Genomic DNA, 4,648 nt, shown 5'->3' on the forward strand with positions numbered 1-4,648 from the left:
TCGCGTGAAATCAATCTGCCGCCATATTCGTTCTTCGACTTCAAGCAAGGCTCTCCGTTCAAAAGTGGTGCTTATTGCCATATTGATTCTGTAAAAAAAGAGCTATCCAAGCATTGTATCAAGATGATCGCAGCAGCCGGTAAAGGAGAGGCATCATGAGCACCTTCACCAAAGAGCAGTTGATTGAGCAGGCCAAGAAGAACATTGAGGTTCTGCGCGGTGCGGTGGAAAAAATCCCTGGTGCTTCTGATGCGGCGGTGATTCACCTCAAGCTAGCTGAAATTACTCTGGCATCGCTCGAAGCGGAGGCTGTGTGCGTCATCGACCAGTCCAATCTTGATTATCTCAAATCTGGCTCCGATGCAGACGTATGGCCAGCATCCAGAACAGAGATGGGTGATGTGCTTCTGTATCGCGCCGCCCCGCCAGCGCCGGCATCTGTGCCTGATGATGTTACTGCTGAAGATTGCCCGGCATTCATCAAGTATGACCTTACTGAAGTTGATGAGGCATGGGCTCGCGGATTTAACGCCTGCCGCGACGCCATGCTTCAGGGTGCCGAACCTGTAACGACGGCTTACAAGTTGCCTGAGGGGTGGGTTGCAGTACCGGTTGAGCCAACTGAAGACATGATCGTCAATGGTTTCGAGTCTGAGCCAGATGAGAGCTTTAGCGATGCAGATGTTTGGGAGGCATACGAATCCATGAGCGGATGCCAGCAGGCGGCGCATCGGGCTAAGTTGTGTTGGGCAGCGATGATAGCAGCAGCACCGAAGCAGGAGGTGAAGTGATGGACGCATTTAGAGACTTCAGCGCGACGGACTGGTTATTTTTCGCAACTATGGTGATTGCATGGTTTTACCTGGTAGCCAAAGCGTATGGCTGGTTTATTGGTATTCTGTTTCGCCGTTGTTGGCGCTGGTGGAACCGGAAAGACGAGAAAACCCTAGCTATGGACTCGTTTTATGAAGCGTTCAGGCTGGCAGATATCGAGCCTGGGCAGAGGGTGGTTATTACTACCGAAAGCGGTATGACGATCCACATTCTTCGGCCAAAAGGTAATCCCAATGCCTAACCCATTCGAAGCATAACAAACAGGCCTCGAATGAGGCCTATCTTTCAAACTCTCTATTTGCATCTTCTTCTGACATTTTGGGGACCGCTACTATCTGAAAACTACCAAAATCATCAGATTTCCAGTGTCCGCCATCATTGCTAAATTTTTCACCTTTTTTGAATATTATGTCGTTTGAGCTATACAAAACGCTGTAAGATCCATCATCGAACTGTACTAGATGCTTCGATCTGCTATTTTCTTCACTACACGGTTTACTGTCTAAAAATATTCCACGCATATTGCCTCCCTTAAAGGATTCCATGTCAGAACATAACTTAGCAGCTAAAAGTGACGATGAACGTGACAAAGTTAACGTTGATCTAGCAGCGTCCGGAGTGGCGTACAAAGAGCGCCTAAATATGCCGGTTATCGCCGAAGTGGTGATGCGTGAGCAGCCGGAGCATTTGCGTGATTACTTCCTTGAGCGCCTTAAGTTTTATCGTGAGAAGTCGATAACTTTGCCGAAAGGTAGCGATCCGGTTTACCTGAAACAGGATGACTAAAAATGAAAGTTGCATTACTAAAGAACCCAAAAATCGTTATGGACGCAGAGTTCACTGACGGATCGCCGGAAATGTTAGTTTTCCCTAAAGACTCAGTCACGGAAGTCATTTTTGACGGCGCCGCTGATGATGAGCTGTTCGAGTTCATTTTCGATGAGAGAACAGCCAAGGGATTTTATTTCCATGATTTTGACGGAGAAAAATATACTTTCCTCGGAGAATAATCAGCCTTTGATTTTCTGAAATCAACCCGCCATAATCATGTCATCGGAGCCTGAACAACTCCGGTGACTTCTGCGCATTTAAGGGGACTTAAATGCGACCACAATCTGAACTCCTCACCTTGTCACAGATGCAGAAATGCACCTGCGATTTTCTGCATTCTGCGGTTTCCGTTAAGGAGGCCGTATGACTCTGCCAGTAGACGGCATCAAACTCCATCGCGGCAACTTCGCGGCCGTAGGCCAGCAGATTCAGCCATTGCTGGATGCCGGGCAATGCTTCCGCCTGCAGGTGAAGCCGTGGCGCGAGAAGCGCAGCCTGTCGCAGAACGCTCTCAGCCACATGTGGTACACGGAAATCAGCGACTACCTCATCGCCCGCGGTAAGGCCTTCGCTACGCCTGAGTGGGTTAAAGACGCGATGAAGCACACCTATCTCGGCTACGAAAGCAAGGACCGGGTAGACGTCGTGTCCGGCGAGGTCACCACGGTCCAATCTCTCCGCCATACGTCTGATCTTGAAACGGGCGAAATGTACGTCTTCCTGTGCAAGGTCGAAGCCTGGGCGATGAATATCGGCTGCCACCTGACCATTCCGCAGAGCTGTGAATACCAACAACTGCGCGATAAGCAGGAGGCCTGATGTCTACTCCACTTTCCCGCGTCATCACAAACGAAATCTTCCGAGTTCCGGTGCGCCGCAAGCGTAAGGCCGCGGTTAACCCGTCAGACATCCCGACACTGAAGGGCTACACCGCCAGCCTGGTGGATCAGAAATGGCTGCGTCTCGCGGCACGGAGGAATCATGCGTAAACCATCACGCCGTAAGTGCAAAGTATGCGGCGAATACTTCGTGCCGAAATTCCACGATATCAGGATCCGCTGGTGCTGCCCGGAGCACGGCGCAATCCTCGCGATGGAAGAACGCGAAAAGGAGAAGGTGAAAGCCGCGGCTAAACGCATTAAGGAACGTAAAGAGAAAGAGCGCGCGGAGCGCCGGGATCTGAAAGCAAGAAAAGTGGCGCTAAAAACGAAACCGCAGTGGAGAGCTGAAGCGCAGGCTGCTTTCAATCGGTACGTCCGTCTGAGGGATGCAGGTAAGCCATGCATCAGCTGCGGCAGGCTGCCGGAGCAGAAGTTTGGCGGAACCATGGACTGCGGCCACTACCGCACCCGTGGAGCTGCCGCGCATCTGGCTTTCAACCTTCACAATACCGCTGCCCAGTGTGTCTATTGCAACCGGGATCGGGACGGCGCGCAAAAGGCATTTGAACAGGGCCTTATTGAGCGCATCGGTGCCGAAAAAGTCGACGCGATAAACAACGATAACTCTGTCCGCCGGTTCGACATCCCATACCTGCAGCGCATCAAATCCATTTTCACACGCAAAGCCCGCGCGCTGGAAAAGCGCCGGGCCCGCCGACAGGAGGCCGCATGAACCATACCGACTTCCTCCGGTACCAGGCAGAAAGCGTTAAGCGCGCAAACCTGCCGCCAATAGCAAAACACAGCCAGACCAAAACCAACCAGCCACAGAAGGAAGCCGCATGAACAGTCAGCAACTGGAATACGTACGTCAGCAGCTTATTGTGGCGACTGCAGACCTCAGCGGGGCGACGAAAGGGCAACTGGTAGCTTTCGCCGAGAATGCGCAATTCACCGCGACGGCGCGCAGCCGGGGCCGGAAAAAGGTATTCGACAAGGATAAGCAGCGCATGGTCAACCCGGATGGTCCGCCAATGAGTGGAAGCCAGTCCAGCGCCAAGGGCTCATCCATTGCGCTGGTGGGGCCGGTGGAGTTCGTGACAGCATCATGGCGCCGCGCTGTCCTGTCGCTGGAGGGCCACCAGAAAGCATGGCTGCTCTGGAACTACAGCGAAAATATCCGCTTTGAGTACCAGGTGGCGATCACTCAGTGGGCATGGGCTGAGTTCCGGGAGCAACTCGGCGCGAAGAAGGTGGCCGGCAAAACGATGGAGCGCCTGAAGAAACTGATATGGCTGGCGGCGCAGGACGTCAAAGCGGAGTTGGCAGGCCGTGAGACATACAAATATCAGGCGCTGGCGGAACTAGTCGGTGTAACGCCAAAAAACTGGTCTGAGACGTTTACGGACCGCTGGGTGGAGATGAGGCGTATCTTCCTGCGACTAGATGGCGGGGCATTATTGCAGGTTACGCGATCACGTTCACAACAAAAGGCGACAAATTTTGACTCAAGTCTTGCAAAACTGGATTGAAACGCATATATTTCATGTAAATCTGATATTGTGCCAATGTTGTATGCACTGGCGGTGTCCAGCGCTTCTTTAAGAGGTTGAGATGGAAGTAAGCCAGCTTAAAAGACCTATGCACCCGCTCAAGGTAATAGAGGAGTGGCGTAAGGGTTGCTCCTGCAGCATCGGAGCTTATGGAAAGCCAGCTCACCCATCCAACTGCGAAGAATGTACCGAAGCAGCAATGAAGGCGATCGAGGGTTGGTTTAAATCCTCAAGTGAGCCTGAATGGGGTGACTGGAAACCAGCGCCGTAACTGCAAAGAAGAAAATTAAGAGCCTCGCCATTGTGCGGGGCTTTTTTATTTGCGGCGCGCCGCACACAGAACCCACTACCTGGGACCCTTCGGCCAGAGAGCCGGCATTGCCTTTCCCTCATCTTCCTGGATTGTCGCCAGGTTTTTTATTCCAGGCCCCGGGAACCATCCTCGATATGCCTTCTTGTTAAATCGTCCCGAGGGCCTGAACCAACTACACACGGAATAAATATGTCTGAGACCTTCACTATCGTAGGCGTTGGTCTTACATCGTCATC

At 52.3% G+C, this 4,648-nt stretch carries 9 protein-coding genes; all 9 read left to right on the forward strand.

Annotated features, from left to right (window positions below; translation table 11 throughout):
• Positions 1-155: 155 nt before the first annotated feature.
• The 9 genes from ACOTZF_RS24980 to ACOTZF_RS25020 all read left to right on the forward strand — a co-directional run bounded on the left by ACOTZF_RS24980 (position 156) and on the right by ACOTZF_RS25020 (position 4,078).
• Complete coding sequence (locus ACOTZF_RS24980; RefSeq protein WP_421636227.1) at positions 156-791, forward strand: hypothetical protein; 636 nt, start codon at positions 156-158, stop codon at positions 789-791.
• Entirely contained in the window at positions 791-1,075 is a 285-nt protein-coding gene (locus tag ACOTZF_RS24985; RefSeq protein WP_396001910.1) for a DUF4752 family protein, read from the forward strand. The genes ACOTZF_RS24980 and ACOTZF_RS24985 overlap by 1 nt, the downstream gene beginning before the upstream one ends.
• 302 nt (positions 1,076-1,377) lie before the next feature.
• Positions 1,378-1,620 (forward strand): DNA polymerase III subunit theta, encoded by a 243-nt coding sequence (locus ACOTZF_RS24990; RefSeq protein WP_396001864.1) that lies wholly within the window; start codon positions 1,378-1,380, stop codon positions 1,618-1,620.
• A gap of 2 nt (positions 1,621-1,622) precedes the next feature.
• Entirely contained in the window at positions 1,623-1,844 is a 222-nt protein-coding gene (locus tag ACOTZF_RS24995; protein WP_063135916.1) for a hypothetical protein, read from the forward strand.
• A gap of 184 nt (positions 1,845-2,028) precedes the next feature.
• Positions 2,029-2,484 (forward strand): YbcN family protein, encoded by a 456-nt coding sequence (locus tag ACOTZF_RS25000; RefSeq protein WP_421636228.1) that lies wholly within the window; start codon positions 2,029-2,031, stop codon positions 2,482-2,484.
• A complete protein-coding gene (locus ACOTZF_RS25005) occupies positions 2,484-2,654 on the forward strand; it encodes a NinE family protein (protein WP_421636229.1) in 171 nt (56 codons plus the stop codon). The genes ACOTZF_RS25000 and ACOTZF_RS25005 overlap by 1 nt, the downstream gene beginning before the upstream one ends.
• On the forward strand, positions 2,647-3,279 hold the full coding sequence (locus ACOTZF_RS25010) for a recombination protein NinG (RefSeq protein ID WP_421636230.1): 633 nt from the start codon (positions 2,647-2,649) through the stop codon (positions 3,277-3,279). Before ACOTZF_RS25005 ends, ACOTZF_RS25010 begins: the two co-directional genes overlap by 8 nt.
• Positions 3,276-3,392, forward strand: a complete 117-nt coding sequence (locus tag ACOTZF_RS25015; RefSeq protein WP_114078535.1) for a hypothetical protein — start codon at positions 3,276-3,278, stop codon at positions 3,390-3,392. The genes ACOTZF_RS25010 and ACOTZF_RS25015 overlap by 4 nt, the downstream gene beginning before the upstream one ends.
• Positions 3,389-4,078: a bacteriophage antitermination protein Q gene (locus ACOTZF_RS25020; protein WP_421636231.1), complete on the forward strand. Its 690-nt coding sequence runs from the start codon at positions 3,389-3,391 to the stop codon at positions 4,076-4,078. Before ACOTZF_RS25015 ends, ACOTZF_RS25020 begins: the two co-directional genes overlap by 4 nt.
• The last annotated feature ends 570 nt before the right edge of the window (positions 4,079-4,648 follow it).

It is taken from the genome of Enterobacter cloacae complex sp. SHL021, assembly GCF_049237765.1.
Classification (GTDB): domain Bacteria; phylum Pseudomonadota; class Gammaproteobacteria; order Enterobacterales; family Enterobacteriaceae; genus Enterobacter; species Enterobacter cloacae.

Bases quoted from the DNA above. Each gene is read 5' to 3' on its own strand.
- ACOTZF_RS24980 (WP_421636227.1), top strand. From the start codon at position 156: ATGAGCACCTTCACCAAAGAGCAGTTGATTGAGCAGGCCAAGAAGAAC.
- ACOTZF_RS24985 (WP_396001910.1), top strand. From the start codon at position 791: ATGGACGCATTTAGAGACTTCAGCGCGACGGACTGGTTATTTTTCGCA.
- ACOTZF_RS24990 (WP_396001864.1), top strand. From the start codon at position 1,378: ATGTCAGAACATAACTTAGCAGCTAAAAGTGACGATGAACGTGACAAA.
- ACOTZF_RS24995 (WP_063135916.1), top strand. From the start codon at position 1,623: ATGAAAGTTGCATTACTAAAGAACCCAAAAATCGTTATGGACGCAGAG.
- ACOTZF_RS25000 (WP_421636228.1), top strand. From the start codon at position 2,029: ATGACTCTGCCAGTAGACGGCATCAAACTCCATCGCGGCAACTTCGCG.
- ACOTZF_RS25005 (WP_421636229.1), top strand. From the start codon at position 2,484: ATGTCTACTCCACTTTCCCGCGTCATCACAAACGAAATCTTCCGAGTT.
- ACOTZF_RS25010 (WP_421636230.1), top strand. From the start codon at position 2,647: ATGCGTAAACCATCACGCCGTAAGTGCAAAGTATGCGGCGAATACTTC.
- ACOTZF_RS25015 (WP_114078535.1), top strand. From the start codon at position 3,276: ATGAACCATACCGACTTCCTCCGGTACCAGGCAGAAAGCGTTAAGCGC.
- ACOTZF_RS25020 (WP_421636231.1), top strand. From the start codon at position 3,389: ATGAACAGTCAGCAACTGGAATACGTACGTCAGCAGCTTATTGTGGCG.